At 62.4% G+C, this 15,658-nt stretch carries 11 protein-coding genes; 7 read left to right on the top strand and 4 right to left on the bottom strand.

Annotation, left to right across the window (positions count from 1 at the left end):
- The first annotated feature begins 7 nt into the window (after positions 1-7).
- From M1D34_RS27515 to M1D34_RS27490, 6 genes are all read left to right on the top strand, one after another.
- Positions 8-1,384 (top strand): aspartate aminotransferase family protein, encoded by a 1,377-nt coding sequence (locus M1D34_RS27515; RefSeq protein ID WP_498785840.1) that lies wholly within the window; start codon positions 8-10, stop codon positions 1,382-1,384.
- A gap of 265 nt (positions 1,385-1,649) precedes the next feature.
- Complete coding sequence (locus M1D34_RS27510) at positions 1,650-2,333, top strand: HAD-IA family hydrolase (protein ID WP_498786259.1); 684 nt, start codon at positions 1,650-1,652, stop codon at positions 2,331-2,333.
- Positions 2,334-2,403: 70 nt separating this feature from the next.
- Positions 2,404-4,014: an ABC transporter substrate-binding protein gene (locus tag M1D34_RS27505; RefSeq protein WP_498785838.1), complete on the top strand. Its 1,611-nt coding sequence runs from the start codon at positions 2,404-2,406 to the stop codon at positions 4,012-4,014.
- An 87-nt stretch (positions 4,015-4,101) separates the two neighbouring features.
- Entirely contained in the window at positions 4,102-5,052 is a 951-nt protein-coding gene (locus tag M1D34_RS27500) for an ABC transporter permease (RefSeq protein WP_498785836.1), read from the top strand.
- Entirely contained in the window at positions 5,049-5,918 is an 870-nt protein-coding gene (locus tag M1D34_RS27495; protein WP_498785834.1) for an ABC transporter permease, read from the top strand. Before M1D34_RS27500 ends, M1D34_RS27495 begins: the two co-directional genes overlap by 4 nt.
- Complete coding sequence (locus tag M1D34_RS27490) at positions 5,918-7,573, top strand: ABC transporter ATP-binding protein (RefSeq protein ID WP_498785832.1); 1,656 nt, start codon at positions 5,918-5,920, stop codon at positions 7,571-7,573. Before M1D34_RS27495 ends, M1D34_RS27490 begins: the two co-directional genes overlap by 1 nt.
- A 184-nt stretch (positions 7,574-7,757) precedes the next feature.
- Here M1D34_RS27490 and M1D34_RS27485 read toward each other — a convergent pair whose 3' ends face one another.
- Positions 7,758-8,234, bottom strand: coding sequence for an Lrp/AsnC family transcriptional regulator (locus tag M1D34_RS27485; RefSeq protein WP_498785830.1), 477 nt, complete (start codon positions 8,232-8,234; stop codon positions 7,758-7,760).
- Between the two features lie 233 nt (positions 8,235-8,467).
- Between M1D34_RS27485 and M1D34_RS27480 the strand changes: the two genes are divergently transcribed.
- Positions 8,468-9,793 (top strand): NAD(P)/FAD-dependent oxidoreductase, encoded by a 1,326-nt coding sequence (locus M1D34_RS27480; protein WP_498785828.1) that lies wholly within the window; start codon positions 8,468-8,470, stop codon positions 9,791-9,793.
- 320 nt (positions 9,794-10,113) lie between these two features.
- On the opposite strand, the gene M1D34_RS27475 is transcribed toward M1D34_RS27480, so the two are convergent.
- The 3 genes from M1D34_RS27475 to M1D34_RS27465 are packed head-to-tail and all read right to left on the bottom strand — an operon-like array spanning position 10,114 to position 15,573.
- Positions 10,114-13,377: an error-prone DNA polymerase gene (locus tag M1D34_RS27475; RefSeq protein WP_498786257.1), complete on the bottom strand. Its 3,264-nt coding sequence runs from the start codon at positions 13,375-13,377 to the stop codon at positions 10,114-10,116.
- Entirely contained in the window at positions 13,377-14,891 is a 1,515-nt protein-coding gene (locus tag M1D34_RS27470; protein WP_498785826.1) for a Y-family DNA polymerase, read from the bottom strand. The genes M1D34_RS27475 and M1D34_RS27470 overlap by 1 nt, the downstream gene beginning before the upstream one ends.
- Positions 14,812-15,573 carry an ImuA family protein gene (locus M1D34_RS27465; protein ID WP_498785824.1) on the bottom strand — a complete coding sequence of 254 codons (762 nt, stop codon included), beginning with the start codon at positions 15,571-15,573 and terminating at the stop codon, positions 14,812-14,814. Before M1D34_RS27465 ends, M1D34_RS27470 begins: the two co-directional genes overlap by 80 nt.
- Positions 15,574-15,658 lie beyond the last annotated feature (85 nt).

The following is a 15,658-nucleotide window of genomic DNA, read 5'->3' as shown; positions in this document are numbered from 1 at the left end:
GATCGTCATGTACAGCAACTCCCTCATCGAACTCGATCGCGCCCACCTTATCCATCCGGTCGCCTCCTATCGCAGCCATGAAAAGCAGGGCGTGCGCGTCCTCGCCTCGGGCAAGGGCGCGACCGTCACCGATGCTTCCGGCAAACAACTGATCGATGGCTTTGCCGGCCTGTGGTGCGTCAATGCCGGGTACGGTCACGAAAGCATCGTCGAAGCCGCATCCCGTCAGCTGCGGGAGCTTCCCTATGCTACCGGCTATTTCGGCCTCGGTTCTGAACCGGCAATCCGGCTTGCCTCGGAACTTGCCGAGCGCGCTCCAGGCGACCTCAATCATGTGTTTTTCACACTTGGCGGATCCGATGCGGTGGACAGCACGATCCGCTTCATCCGCTACTACTGGAACGCCCGCGGCGAGCCACAGCGCGACCAGTTCATCTCGGTCGAGCAGGGGTATCACGGGTCCTCGACGGCCGGGGCTGGGCTGACGGCGCTGCCAGCCTTTCATGCCGGCTTCGGCATTCCGTTCGACTGGCAGCACAAAATTCCGTCGCATTATGCCTACCGCAATCCCGTAGGCGAGGAACCGCAGGCTATTATTAATGCATCGATCGCGGCACTCCGGCGCAAGGTCGAGGAGATCGGCCGCGAGCGCGTGGCCGCTTTTTATGCCGAACCAATCCAGGGTTCGGGCGGCGTATTGGTACCGCCGAAGGGCTGGATGAAATCCATGCGCTTGCTCTGCCGTGAACTCGGCATTCTCTTCGTCGCCGACGAGGTGATCACCGGGTTCGGCCGCACCGGCCCACTCTTTGCCTGTGACGAGGACGAAGTCGTTCCGGATTTGATGACGGTCGCGAAGGGCCTGACGTCAGGTTACGTGCCGATGGGTGCCGTCTTCATGTCCGACCATGTCTACCAGACGATCGCCGACGGTGCCGGCGCTTCCGCCGTCGGCCACGGCTATACCTATTCGGCTCATCCGGTGAGCGCTGCCGTCGGGCTTGAGGTGTTGAAACTCTATGAGAACGGCCTCCTGGAAAACGGTGTCAGGGCAGGTTCCCGGCTGATGCATGGACTTCAAAGCCTCAGGGATCACCCGCTTGTTGGCGATGTCCGCGGCCGCGGCATGCTCGCTGCCGTCGAGCTCGTCGTCGACAAGGCGAACAAGACCCCCTTGCCGGCTGCCGCAGAGCCTGCGCGCCGCATCTTCGATCGTGCCTGGGAAAACGGCCTGGTCATCCGCGCCTTTGCCAACGGCGTCCTCGGCTATGCACCGCCGCTCTGCTGCACGGATGCCGAGATCGATGCAATTGTCGAACGCACCCTTAAGACGCTCGACGAGACTCTTGATGACCCGGAGGTGCGGTGCGCCCTGAGGACCTGACCGGAGGCGCGCGGGATATATATCGCGGAACGGTCATATTCGCAATTTTGTGCCGCCCCTTGGTCTCTTTTCGAAGACTCCGGTGCGGCATAGCTGCCAAACTCAAAATAGGAGACGGCCCGATCCCAGCAAACACGGCCTTATCCAGCAAGAGCGGGAAAATACCCCGCCGATGGGAACAGAACATTCTTCTTCACGGAGCCGCTCCTCGCCGGACGCGAAAACTGGGGAAACGAAATTGAAGAACCTAGCGGACTTCAAATACATGACCTTCGATGTCGTCGGTACGCTGATCGACTTCGAAGGCGGCCTCAAAGAATGTCTTGCCGGCATTGCCGCCGAGGCTGGCGTAGAGATTGACGGAGAGAGGGCCCTGGCGCTCTACCGCGCCGAGCGCTATCGCGATGACGCCGGACTCTTCCCCGATGACCTCGTACGCGTTTACCTGGCCCTCGCGCCGGCACTCGGGCTCCCGGCTGAACGCAGCTATGGTGAGCGCCTACGGGATTCGGCAAAGAGCTGGAAAGCGTTCCCCGACAGTGCCGAGGCGCTAGCAAGCCTTGCAAAGGATTACCGTCTCATCGCTATGACCAATGCCCGCCGCTGGGCATTCGATTTTTTCGCCAAGGAGCTCGGCAATCCCTTTTACGAGGCCTTCACGGCCGACGACACAGGCGTGGAAAAGCCGGATCCGGCGTTCTTCGAAAAGGTATTCTATTTTGTAGGCTTGGAAGGCAGTTCCAAAGAGGACATTCTCCACGTAGCGCAAAGCCAATATCATGACATCGGCATCTCCCGGCAGCTCGGGATGACCAATTGCTGGATCGAGCGGCGCCACGCCCAACGGGGCTACGGCGGCACGATCGAACCGGCCGAATTCACAAAACCCGACTATCACTTCACATCCATGGCCGGCCTTGCCGATGCCGTCGCCGTCGCACGCAACTGATCGATTCACCGGACTGGGCCGAAGCCTGCAGAAGACGGGCACCCCGCCATCAGACGAAAAGGGGAATGACATGACCGACAGAATCACCAATTGGACCAGCGCAGACGACGCGAGGGTGGAGAGCGCCATCCGCCGCGGCGCGACCCGCCGCGAGCTTCTCCAGATGCTGCTTGCCGGCGGTGTCGCGGCAGCGGCTAGCGGCACGATCCTCGGCCGTGCCGGCCAGGCGATCGCCGCAACTCCCGTCTCCGGCGGCACGCTTAAGGCGGCCGGCTGGTCTTCCTCGACCGCCGATACGCTCGACCCGGCGAAGGCGTCGCTCTCGACCGACTATGTGCGCTGCTGCTCCTTCTACAACCGCCTCACGTTCCTCGACAAGGGCGGCACGCCGCAGATGGAGCTGGCCGAGGCGATCGAGTCTAAGGACGCAAAGACCTGGACCATCAAGCTGAGGAGCGGGGTCACCTTCCACGACGGCAAGCCGCTGACCGCCGACGACGTGGTCTTCTCGCTGAAGCGCCATCTCGATCCGGCGGTCGGTTCGAAGGTCGCAAAGATCGCCGCCCAGATGACCGGCTTCAAGGCGGTGGACAAGCAGACCGTCGAGATCACCCTTGCCGATCCGAACGCCGACCTGCCGACCATCCTTTCAATGCACCACTTCATGATCGTTGCCGACGGCACCACCGACTTCTCCAAGGGGAACGGAACCGGCGCCTTCGTCCGGGAGGTCTTCGAGCCGGGCGTACGCTCGGTCGGGATCAAGAACAAGAACTACTGGAAGTCCGGCCCGAACGTCGATTCCTTCGAGTACTTCGCGATCAGCGACGATAGCTCGCGCGTCAACGCGCTTCTATCCGGCGACATCCATCTCGCCGCCTCGATCAATCCGCGCTCGATGCGCCTTGTCGAGAGCCAGGGGGACGGGTTCGTGCTCTCGAAGACCACCTCCGGCAACTACACCAATCTCAACATCCGACTGGACATGGAGCCGGGCGGCAAGCGTGACTTCGTCGAAGGCATGAAGTACCTCGTCAACCGCGAGCAGATCGTCAAGTCGGCACTGCGCGGGCTCGGCGAAGTCGGCAACGACCAGCCGGTATCCCCGGCGAACTTCTATCACAATCCGGACCTGAAAGCGCGTAGCTTCGATCCGGAGAAAGCGAAGTTCCACCTCGAAAAGGCGGGCGTGTTAGGTCAGTCGATCCCAATAGTCGCCTCCGAGGCGGCCACGGCCTCGATCGACATGGCGATGATCATTCAGGCCTCGGCTGCCGAGATCGGCATGAAGCTTGACGTTCAGCGCGTCCCCTCCGACGGCTATTGGGACAATTACTGGCTGAAAGCCCCGGTCCACTTCGGTAACATCAATCCGCGACCGACGCCGGACATCCTGTTCTCGCTGCTTTACACGTCCGAAGCACCGTGGAACGAGAGCCAGTACAAGTCGGAGAAGTTCGACAAGATGCTGATCGAGGCGCGCGGCTCGCTCGACCAGGAGAAGCGCAAGGCGATCTACAATGAGATGCAGGTGATGGTGGCCCAGGAAGCCGGCACCATCATTCCGGCCTACATCTCCAACGTCGACGCGATGAACGTCAAGCTCAAGGGCTTGGAAGCCAACCCGCTTGGTGGCCAGATGGGCTATGCCTTCGCCGAGTATGTCTGGCTCGAAGCCTGATAGAATGACCTGTCCAGGGGCTGCAGCCGCGCCGCTGCAGCCCATGGCCGATTTTATCTTTGCCTCGAACGACGAAAGGGAGCGCGCGTGAACAACCGGGTCCTATCCCTTGTGCTGAGCAGATTGCTCATCGCCGTGATCACCTTGGTGATCGTCTCCCTCGCCGTCTTTTTCGCGACAACGCTCTTGCCGGGAGACACGGCAACGATCCTGCTCGGCCAGGCCGCCACACCGGAGGCCGTCGAAGGTCTTCGCAAGGCAATGCATCTCGACGAGCCGGCCATCTTCCGCTTTCTGCGCTGGAGCGTTGGACTGCTGCAGGGCGATCTCGGTACCTCCTATGCCAACGAAATGCCGGTCGCCGATCTGATTGCCGGGCGCTTCATCAATACGCTGAAGCTTGCGGGCGTCACCGCGCTCTTCTCCGTGCCGATCGCGCTCACCCTCGGGATTACCGCGGCGATGCTGCGCGGCTCACTCTACGACCGAGTCGTCACCGTGCTGACGATCGGCGTCATCTCCGTGCCAGAATTCATGATAGCGACCTCCGCGGTGCTGATCTTTGCCGTCTATCTGAAGTGGCTGCCGGCGCTCTCCTTCGCCAACGAGGTCCACAGCCTGGCGGACATGCTGCGCATCTACGCCATGCCGGTCATTACCCTCACCTTCGTCATCTCGGCCCAGATGATCCGCATGACACGGGCAGCAGTGATCGAGACGCTCAATACGCCCTATGTCGAGATGGCACTGCTGAAGGGCGCCTCGCGGCCGCGTATGGTGTTTCGCCATGCGCTCCCCAACGCGCTGGGACCGGTCGTCAATGCCGTTGCGCTCTCATTGTCCTATCTGCTCGGCGGCGTCATCATCGTAGAGACGATCTTCAACTATCCGGGGATCGCCAAGCTGATGGTCGATGCGGTAGCCACCCGCGACCTGCCGCTGATCCAGAGCTGCGCGATGATCTTTTGCCTCGGCTACCTGCTCTTGATCACGACGGCCGATATCATCGCCATTCTCTCCAATCCGAGGCTTCGATGACAATGACCACTTCGAGCACTTCGACGGCTCCTGCCCGGACCCCGGGAACGCGGGTTGCCTATCGCTTCAACATCGTCGGCATTGTCGGCCTCGCGGTCATCCTTTTTTGGGCGCTCGTCGCGATATTCGCACCCCTGATCATTCCCTACCCCGTCGGCGAGATCGTCGACCTCGACTACTTCGGTCCGATGAGCCGGGAGTTCTGGCTCGGCTCCGATTATCTCGGCCGCGACATGCTCTCGCGCATCCTGATGGGCGCCCGCTACACCGTCGGCATCTCACTGGCGGCGGTGACGATCGCCTGCTTCAGTGGCGTGGTCCTCGGCATGGTTGCGGCGGTCGCCGGTGGTTGGCTCGACACGATCCTGAGCCGCTTCCTCGACGCGCTGAACTCCATACCGAGCAAGCTCTTCGGCCTTGTCGTCGTCGCCGCTGTCGGCTCCTCCATACCTGTCCTGATCCTGACGCTGTCGGTGATCTACATCCCAGGCGCCTACCGTTTCGCCCGCGCGCTTGCCGTCAACATCAACGCGATGGACTTCATCACGGTCGCCCGGATCCGCGGCGAAAGCACTCTCTATCTGATCCGTTCGGAAATCCTGCCGAATATCGTCGGGCCGGTGCTCGCCGATCTCGGAATCCGTTTCGTCTTCATCGTTCTCCTGCTCTCCGGCCTCTCCTTCCTTGGCCTCGGCGTCCAGCCGCCCTATGCCGACTGGGGCGCATTGGTGCGCGAGAACATCGGCGGTCTACCCTTCGGCGCGCCGGCGGTGATGGCTCCCTCCTTTGCGATCGCCAGCCTCACTATCAGCGTCAACCTGCTGATCGATAACTTGCCCAAGAAGATCCGCGATCGGAGCGAATAATGGCCAGTCTCGTAGAAATCCGCGACCTGAAGGTCGAAGCCACCACCGATTCCGGCCGCCGTGTCGAGATCATCAAAGGCGTCAGCCTGGAGATCGCCGAGGGCGAGATCGTCGCGCTGATCGGCGAAAGCGGTTCAGGGAAGACGACGATCGCGCTGACGCTGATGGGCCACGCACGCCCTGGCTGCCGCATTGCCGGCGGCAGCGTCTCGGTCGCGGGCAAGGACATGGTCAGGCTCACGGAAAAGCAGCGCGCCAAGGTGCGCGGCACCGAGGTCGCGTATGTGCCCCAATCGGCGGCTGCCGCCTTCAACCCGGCCGCCACCATCATGGACCAGGTGATCGAAGTTACGCGTATCCATGAGCTAATGTCGCCCAAAGAGGCGCGCGCCCGCGCGGTGGAACTGTTCCGCGCGCTGTCACTGCCTGACCCCGAGACGATCGGCAGCCGCTACCCGCACCAGGTCTCCGGCGGGCAATTGCAGCGCCTGTCGGCTGCCATGGCCCTTATCGCTGACCCAAAACTCGTCATCTTCGACGAGCCGACGACGGCGCTCGACGTGACGACTCAAATCGAGGTGCTGCGCGCTTTCAAGTCGGTCATGAAGAACGGAAGCATCGCTGGCGTCTATGTCTCACACGACCTTGCCGTGGTCGCTCAGATCGCCGATCAGATCGTCGTTCTCAAGGGTGGCGAAGTTCAGGAAGTCGGAAGCACCGAAGAAATCCTCAATAATGCGCAGCACCCCTACACGCGCGAGCTGCTTGCAGCCTTCGAACCCAGGCCGCGCGGGGCTGCCGGCCCTGCGCAGACCTCTCCGGCTCCGCTTCTGAAGATCGAAAACCTCGTGGCGGGTTACGGCCCAGCCCAGGAGGATGGCCTGCCCTTCGTGCGCGCAGTCGAGCACGTTAGCCTCGAGGTGGAGAAGGGACGCAACCTTGGGATCATCGGCGAGTCGGGTTGCGGGAAGTCGACGCTCGCCCGCGCCATTGCCGGCATCCTACCGGCCGCCGTCGGCAAGATCTTCTTCGACGGCAAGGAGCTCGGGCGTAGCGCCCGCGAGCGCTCGCGCGATCAGTTGCGGGAGATGCAGATCGTCTTCCAATACGCCGACACCGCGCTCAATCCGGCCAAATCGGTGGAGGATATCCTTGACCGGCCACTCGTCTTCTATCATGGGATGAATTCAAAGGAGCGCAGCGCCCGCATCGACGAGCTCCTGGACATGGTGCGCCTGCCCCGCAACCTCCGTCACCGCCGACCGGCAGAACTTTCCGGCGGGCAGAAGCAGCGCGTCAACTTCGCCCGTGCACTCGCCGCTGACCCGAAGCTGATCCTCTGCGACGAGATCACCTCGGCTCTCGATACGGTGGTCGCCGCAGCCGTTATCGAACTCCTCAAAGAGTTGCAGCGCGAGCTTGGACTTTCCTACATCTTCATCAGTCACGATCTTTCGGTCGTGGAGGCGATCTGCGACGAGATCGTGGTGATGTATGCCGGCAAGAAAATCGAAGAAATCACCCCCGCAAAGGCCAAGGCACCGCAGCACCCCTATTCGCAACTGCTCTTCGCGTCGGTACCGAAGCTCGACCCCGCCTGGCTCGACGGCCTCGAGCAGGATCCGGAACTGGTGCGGGCCTATTGCCGACATTAAGGTTCTACGTCACGCGAGGCGTGTCATCCAGCGGCCGTCGGCACACCGGTGGGCGGGATGAAGGAGACGCGCTGCGACGCCCGCGCTTGTAACCCCTAGTCGGTGGTTCCGTAAGTGCGGGATACAGCTGGCCGAAGACGAAGCATCAAAACGCGTCACGTGAATGCGTTTAGACACAACGCGCTTAAAGCGGAAACAGGCTCGTCAGCGGCATGTGCGCTTTAACGATTGGCGATTTCAGGACTACGAAGCTGAAGTACTTATCGATCCCCACGTCCATGTCGGTCAGGCGCTCCATGATGGTCTGGTACTCGCTGATGCCCGCAGTTACGAATTTCAAGAGATAATCATAACCGCCAGAGACCAGATGGCACTCGATGACCTGGTCCACCTTCCCGATCGCTGCAAGGAAGCGCGCGAAGTCTATCTGCCGGTGGTTCTTCAGCGTGATCTCGGTGAAAACCGTCAGCGTCTGTCCCAGCTTGCCGACGTTGATCTGGGCCGAATAGCCCTCAATATAACCCTCAGACTGCAGCTTCTTGACCCGCATGAGGCAAGGGCTCGGCGAAAGATTAACGAGCTCGGCAAGCTCCACATTCGTGATGCGGCCGTTCTTCTGCAGCTCGTGAAGAATCTTTATGTCGATCCGGTCGAGTTTCATCGCGTCACTCCGCTTGCTGAGAGGCCTCACCGACGCAGCAGATCATGCCGCGATATCCGACAATGACGTTAGCACATTGGCCGGCGTGTCGGCTTCGTTTCGCTCGATCGGCGGGAGCAGAAAGGACCGCGCTGCTGCGATAATACGGAATCTTCTGCTGCCCGGTTGACGCTCTCCGGCAACGACGTGGCCATGGAGGCTGTAGACTGCGATGAAATAACGGAGACAGACCCATGCCCGCACCGCTGAGATACGTCGACACAACGCCGGAGCTGCCCGATGCCGCCGACGCAGTAGTGATCGGTGGCGGCATCGTCGGCGTATTTACGGCCTATTATCTCGCCCGGCGCGGATTGAAGGTGGCGCTCGTCGAGAAGGGCCGCATCGGTGCGGAGCAGTCGAGCCGCAACTGGGGTTGGTGCCGCCAACAGAATCGCGACGCTCGCGAGTTGCCGATGGCGACGAAAAGCCTCGATCTCTGGGAGCGTTTCGCTGCCGAGAGCGGCGAAGATACCGGCTTCAGGCGCTGTGGACTTTTTTATCTCAGCAATAGCGAGGAGGAACTGGCCGGCTGGGCGCGTTGGCGCGACTTCGCCCGCACGGTCGGCGTTACGACGCACATGCTCGACAGTGCCCAGGCGACGGAGCGCGGCCGTGCGACAGGCCGGCCATGGAAGGGCGGCGTCTTTTCTCCGACAGACGGCACCGCCGATCCGGCATGCGCCGCGCCGGCTGTCGCCCGCGCGATCCTCAAGCTCGGCGGCACCGTCCATCAATCCTGCACTGCTCGCGGCATTGAGACCGAAGGAGGCCACCTCTCCGGTGTCGTCACCGAGCACGGCACCATCCGAACGAGGACCGCCGTCCTTGCCGGTGGCGCCTGGGCCTCCTCCTTCTGCCACCAGCTCGGCATCCGCTTTCCGCAGGCTGCGATTCGCTCGTCAATCCTTGCCGTCTCCCCAGGTTCCGCCGGCGTGCCGGACGCACTGCATACGGCCGCCGTATCGGTAACGCGCCGCAGCGACGGCGGTTACACGCTCGCGATCAGCGGTCGCGGCCGCGTCGACCCGACTCCCCAGCAGCTGAGATTCTCGCCGCAATTCTTGCCGATGTTCGTCCGGCGTTGGCGAAGCCTCGCGCCGGGCGGCCTTGAAGGCTTCCGTTCAGGCCACGAGAGCTTGAGCCGCTGGCGGCTGGACGCACCCACGCCCATGGAGCGCATGCGGATTCTCGATCCTGCCGTCGACAAGGCCACCATTCGCCTTACGCATTCCCGCGCGCTCGAACTTCTACCCGCCCTAAGGAACACTCAGCTGACGGCCGCCTGGGCTGGCTACATCGACAGCACTCCCGATGGCGTGCCCGCGATCGGCGAATTTGCAGCGTTACCCGGCTTCATCCTCGCTGCCGGCTTCAGCGGCCACGGCTTCGGCATTGGGCCAGGGGCCGGCCATCTGGTTGCCGATTTGATCACAGGCGACGAGCCGATCGTCGGTCTCCGCGCCTATGACCCGGAACGCCTCCAAAGGTCCGTCTGGGGCAAAGTCGCAGACTTTTAAAAAAAGCCGATCAGCGCGGCCCGAAAGGCGATTACCTCTTCATTGGCATGGCCGGGGCATCAGCCGAATATCGGCTAATGGTGGATTTCACCCTCGATGGTCGGGACTTCGCCGACCTCAGGATTAAGATCCGTTTCGGTGAAGGCACACCGGACCTCGAAGCGACCGCGCGGGACCGCGGTTCTCGAACCAAATAATGCGACCCGGTGGTGTGGACACCCCCGACGGCATCAAACGTGCCAGAATGGGGTGTGCTTAGAACCAGCAAGGAGGACGTCCATGAACGAGATGTCCGCTCAGGGACGCTTGGTCCCGACACCCTACTGAAAATTCCGGCTCTTGATCTTCAGGTTGTCGATATGAAGATCTGGCACGAACATATCCCTCGCCCGAACTCCCGGAGGCACTTTTTCGCGGGAATCGGGGCTGCCGGGAGAGCCATGGGCAAACTCGTCGCCGCGGCCAGTCGACGGCCGGAACGTTCCGTCGCGCTCGGCGAGGCTCGACAGATCGGCCGAGAGATCGAAGAGCTGCTGGGCAACGAGGTGTACCACGTCGCCTTCCCGCTGGATCTTGCCGTTGATCGCCATCATGCTGGCGCCGAGGACCACCCGGCGCGAGCGCTCGAAGAGCTTTGGCCAAACGACGACATTGGCCACACCGGTCTCGTCCTCGATGGTGATGAACATCACGCCTTTCGCCGACCCCGGTCGCTGGCGCACTAGCACCAGACCGGCCGTCATCAGCCATTGTCCGTCACGGGCGGTCATCGCCTCGGCACAGGTGACGATCCGACGCTGCGCGAGGTCGCCCCGCAAGAACCTCAACGGGTGCTGCCGGAGCGTCAGGCCGGTATGACTGTAGTCCTCGACGACGTTATGGCCGTCGGTCATCTGCCGCAGTTCGACTGTTGGCTCCTGCTGTTCGGCGATCGCCCGCGCCTCCCGTTCCGCCGCGGCCGTGAAGAGCGGAAGTGGCTCATCGCGCAACGCCTTAATCGCCCAGAGCGCATTGCGGCGCTCGAGACGCAATGACGGCAGGAAGGCATCGGCCTCGGCAAGCTCGACCAGCGATGCGACTGGTACACCCGACCGCCGCCACATGTCGTCCACCGATGCGAAAGGTTCGTCGGCGCGTGCGGCGACGATGCGCGCCGCGTCGGCGGTTGCCAATCCGCGCACGAGACGCATGCCGAGCCGCACGGCATGCCGGTCCGTGCCCTCTATCGGCTCGAGCATGCAATCCCAGCGCGATCGGTTGATGCAGATCGGACGGACTTCGACGCCGTGCTTGCGGGCATCGGCAACGATTTGCGCGGGAGCATAGAACCCCATCGGCTGTGAGTTCAGAAGCGCCGCGCAGAAGACGTCCGGGAAATGGTATTTCACGTAGTTGGAGGCATAGGCGATCAGCGCGAAGGAAGCGGCATGGCTTTCGGGAAATCCATAGGAGCCAAAACCTTCCAGCTGCGAAAATGTTTTTTCGGCGAATTCCGGCGTATAGCCGTTCCGGACCATCCCCGAGACTAGCTTGTCCTTGAACCTCGAGACGCCGCCGGTGAACTTGAACGTTGCCATGGATTTCCGGAGCTGGTCGGCTTCGCCGCCGGTAAACCCCGCACAGACCATGGCAACTTTCATGGCGCTTTCCTGAAACAGTGGCACGCCCAGTGTCTTGTGAAGCACAGCCTCCAGCTCCGGCGTCGGATATTCGACCTTCTCCTTGCCTTCGCGCCGGCGCAGATAGGGATGCACCATATCGCCCTGGATCGGGCCGGGGCGGACGATTGCCACCTGGATGACGAGATCATAGAAGGTCTTCGGCTTCATGCGCGGCAGCATCGACATCTGCGCGCGACTTTCGATCTGGAACGTACCGAGCGTATCGGCGTTGCGGATCATCGCATAGGTCGCGGGATCCTCCTGCGGGATGGTGGCAAGGTCGAGGTCCTGATGTTTGTGCTCGCTGATGAGCGCGAAGGCCTTGGCCATGCAGGTCAGCATGCCGAGCGCCAGCACGTCGACCTTCATGAATTTCAGAGCCTCGATGTCGTCCTTATCCCATTCGATAACCTGGCGGTCGGCCATTGTGGCCGGCTCGATCGGCACCAGATCGTCGAGCCTGTCATGGGTGAGGACGAAACCTCCTGGATGCTGACCCAGATGTCGCGGTGCTCCCATCAACTGCTGGGCAAGTCGTAGCGTCAAAGCGAGACGCCGATCCTCGGGGTTGAGGCCGAGGTCGCGCACCTGCCGCTCGCCGACCGTTTCCGACCAGGACCAGATGCCAGAGGAGAGCGCCTTGATCAGATCCTCCGGCAGGCCCAGCGCCTTGCCCACATCGCGAATGGCGCCCTTGGCGCGATAGCGCGTGACGGTGGAGCAAAGCGCCGCCTTGTCGTGGCCATAGGTCTTGTAGATCCACTGGATCACCTCTTCGCGTCGTTCATGTTCGAAATCGACATCGATGTCGGGCGGTTCGTCGCGTTCCTGGGAGACGAAGCGCTCGAATAGCAGGTCGTTGGTGTCGGGATCGATCGAGGTGATGCCGAGCACATAGCAGACGGCGGAATTGGCGGCCGATCCCCTGCCCTGGCATAAAATGCCCTGCGATCGGGCATACCGGACGATCGAGAAGACAGTCAGGAAGTAGGGCGCGTATTTCATCGTTTCGATCAGCGCCAATTCGTGGTGGATCGTCTTTTCGACATGGGCCGGCAGCCCTTCGGGATAGCGCGTCTTCACACCTTCCCAGGTGTAGTGCTCCAGCGACTGCTGTGCGGTCATCCCCGGGATGAGCGCTTCTTCCGGGTATTGATAGACGAGCTCCTCGAGCGAAAACCTGCAGCGCTCGACAATCTCCATCGTTCGGGCCAGCGCTTCCGGGTAATGGGGAAACAGACGCGCCATTTCTTCCGGCGGCTTCAAATAACGATCGGCATGCCGCTCGCGCTCGAACCCGACATCGTCGATCGTGGTGCCAGTGCGGATGCAGGTGACGACATCCTGCAACTGCCGCCGGCCGGGCTCGTGAAACAGCACGTCGTTGGTGACGACCGTCTTCACCCGGTGCTTCACCGCCAGGTTGGAAAGATCATGCAGCCGCAGCTGATCGTTGGGACGGCGGCGCAGGCAGAGCGAGACATAGGCGCGATCGCCGAAGACCTCGCCCATCTTCCTGAGCTGCACGGCGCAGGCATCATCGGCCAAGTCGGGCACCAGGATGCCAATCAGACCTTCGGCATACTGCGCAACGTCATCGAGACCCAGGATGCATTTCGCTTTCCCTCCCCTGCCCTTGCCCGAGGTCAGCAGCCGCGTCAGCCGTGAATAGGCGGCGCGATCGGTCGGGTAGATGAGTATCGACATGCCGTCAGCCAAATCGAGCCGGCAGCCGACGACGAGACGAAGGCCGGTAGCGCGCGACGCCTCCAGCGCCCGAACGATGCCGCCCAAACTGTTGCGGTCGACGACGCCGAGCGCTTCGATGCCCATGAGCTTTGCGGTTGCGAACAGTTCCTCCGCCGAGCTTGCGCCGCGGAGGAACGAGAAATGCGTTGTGACCTGGAGTTCGGCATAGCGCATCAGGCAAACACCCCGTGCAGGGACCATTTGTGCGATCCGGTCTCAGCATCGACGCCGTCTCCGGATCGGAAAATCCAAAAACGCTCGCCGGTATCATCTTCGACCACGAAGTAGTCGCGGACGGCGACCCATTCGGAGCTGCGTTTCCACCACTCCCCAAAGATCCGCTCCGGACCATCGGCGCGCTTCACCCGCCGCCGCTTGCCGCGCCAGGTAAACGAGACCGGCGGATGATCCGGCAAAAGGGCAATCACTTCTATCGGTTCGGGACGCGCCAGAAGCCGAGGCGGTCTTGACCAATGGAGCGGCCACGTGGCGCCGTCCTCGTCGGCCGTCGGCGCGATCCGCTGGACGCTGCGCTCCGGGACGTCGCTTGCAACCGGGGCAACACGGAAAAGCCGCTGGCCGCCGCGGTTGCCAAGCACATCGATGAGCGGCGCCACATCGGTGACCTGTTCTTCGATCAGGGATGAGGCCGACTGTGTTTCGATGAGCGGCTCGGCGAGGGTTGCGGCCAGGCTAAGTTTCTCGATGCCAAAGCCGGGTTCGATCTTCTCGATGCGATCGCGGAAAAGCTTTGTGAGCCAGGCGATGTCGCGGACCGGCTTCGCCGTCCCGGCCCTCAATGCCTGAATAGTGTTGTCGACGCGGTGAACAATAAGATCGGCGCGCCTCACGCCAAGCCCGCGTTTCTCGAGGTCCTGACAGAGCAGGCGCACAAGGCGGGTGACGTACTTCTCGATGGTCTCCGGCGCTCCGATCGGTTCGGCAAAGGGCTTCTGCACCTCGACGAGGTCGGTCGACCGGATCGGATCTATCGGCTCGGCGACACAGCCGAATATCTGGTCGAGACGACGCCCGACCGCCGGACCGAAGCGCAGAGTTAGCGGCGCCCGAGGTGTGGCAGCCAGATCGCCGACAGTGGCGAAGCCGAGGGTCCGCAGGCCAGTGACGGTCTCGGCCGGCAATCGCAACGACGAGAGCGGCAATCGGTTCACGGCCTTATCGGTCTCGCCCCGCGTGACGATAATCGTCTCGCGATCCGTGGTGCGGGCGAGCGCATGGGCGGCACCCCATGTGTCGGCGATCGCCGCATGGGCAGCGAGACCGCGGCCGCGGAGACGATTGACGAGGCCGGACAGCATCAAGTCCTCGCCACCCTGCAGATGATCCGCGCCTTCCGTGTCCATGACGATACCGTCTGGAGGATCCATGGCGACAACTGGAGAATATTGCGACAAGGCCCACAGCGTCAGCCGTTCCAGCGCGGCGAGGTCGGCGGCCGGATCCGCATCGATCATCATTAGGCCTTGGACCATCGCCTGCGCCTTGGCAGCCGGCATTCCGACGCGCAGGCCGAGTTTGCCAGCTGCCCGATCGACCGCCGCAATCCACCGCTTCGACCCGCTCCTGGCGATCACCACGAGGGGCGCGTCAGGAGACAGCGAAGGATCTGCCCGTCTGATCCGGTCGGTCGGCAGTGTCCGAAGAAAGACAGATACGACCCTGGCCATCGCATGCTCCGATGATGAATTCGCCTCCCTCTCCTGCCCTGACCCTCATGAGTTCCGCTAACCAGCGCGCCCGCCCGACCCCCGGCACGGTAAGCGGCTCTGACGGCAGCACTGAGATCCGCCAGCGGGTCGCGGACGCCGTCGGCATGCCGAAGTCCGAGGCCTCCGTCTGCCGGCGCCAGCGGCGGATCACCAGGCCCAACGCTCCTGACTTTTCCGCCGCAAGCTGCAGGCGGCGCGATGCCGCCATCGGCAGGCGCACGAGTTCGGCAACGACAGCGCCGAGGCCGCCATAACGCAAGGCCTCCTCGAAGCTTGCGAGCACCGTCTCTTCCTTATCGCACTCGACGAAGATGACGCGGTCGGGATGAAGCCCGACCTGGGCGAGCGCCGGAAAGAAAAGATCGAACCGCGTCAGGCACCAGACCACCTTGCCAGTCGTGCGGGCTGCAATGCCGCCGATGAAGAGTGCTGCAGCTGCCCCGTCGATCGCGCCGTTTCCACCACCGGCCACTTCGTGCAGCGCGCCATAAGCGAGCCCACCTCCCGGCAGCTGCGCGTCGATCTCGCTGACGCCGAACGGCAGAACGCTTCGCTTGCGCAAGCTGCCCCCTTCCAAGTTGGCGATTTTATCGCGCAGTTCGTCGAGGACGGCGTTCGAGGTGGCGGCAGTTGGGGTCATGATCTCCTTTACGGCCCGTTTTCGGCCTGAGAAGCAGGAATATGTTCTGTATTTGTTCTCAAAGCGAAAATGAGTCAATGCGAAT

It is taken from the genome of Ensifer sp. D2-11 (genome assembly GCF_054161295.1).
Note: the sequence above shows the minus strand (reverse complement) of the source record. Positions and strands in the feature narration are given on the sequence as shown.